Source organism: Vibrio sp. 2134-1 (genome assembly GCF_033339495.1).
Window position 1 is genome coordinate 1 of record NZ_JAWOUS010000908.1, and the last position, 529, is coordinate 529.

A 529-nucleotide genomic window follows, 5' to 3' on the forward strand; every position below is an offset into this window, starting at 1 on the left:
TCTCGAAAGAACTCCAGTCAGTCCAGTTGAAACTTGCGTGTAGCGCAAGTTGGTCTGTTACTTGGTGGAAGCTCGCTAGTTCAGCCGTTGCTGGTAGGTTTAGGTACATGTAGCCATTGTCACGCAGCTGTGGAAGCTTAGGAGTACCGAAGCCAAAACCAAGGCCCTCAGCATGACCTTCAAGCTTTAGCTCAACCTCAGATTTGTACGTGAAACCGATGCGGTTGTTTTCATTGATCTGCCACGCTGTACCCAATTGCCAACCCCAAGCCGTATCGTCACCTTCCATGTACTTAAGAGTCGTACCTTGAGGTTTTTGTAATACGTTTACTTTAGGAGTCGTAGCGCCAAAACTTCCTTCACCGATGATGTAACGAATACCACCACCAATACTTACCGCATTATTAATTTTGTATGCTGCGTTTAGGTTTGCTTCCATTGTGGTTACGCTTGCTTCGTTACCAAAATGAGAGGCGGCAAAGCCTTTGCCTAGATCCGTTTCCATACCGTAGTTCGTACCGAACGCTAG

General features: G+C 46.9%; 1 protein-coding gene. It reads right to left on the reverse strand.

Annotated features, from left to right (window positions below):
- The coding region (locus R7R78_RS29205) for an outer membrane protein transport protein (protein WP_225474977.1) at positions 1–529 on the reverse strand (529 nt) is incomplete at both ends.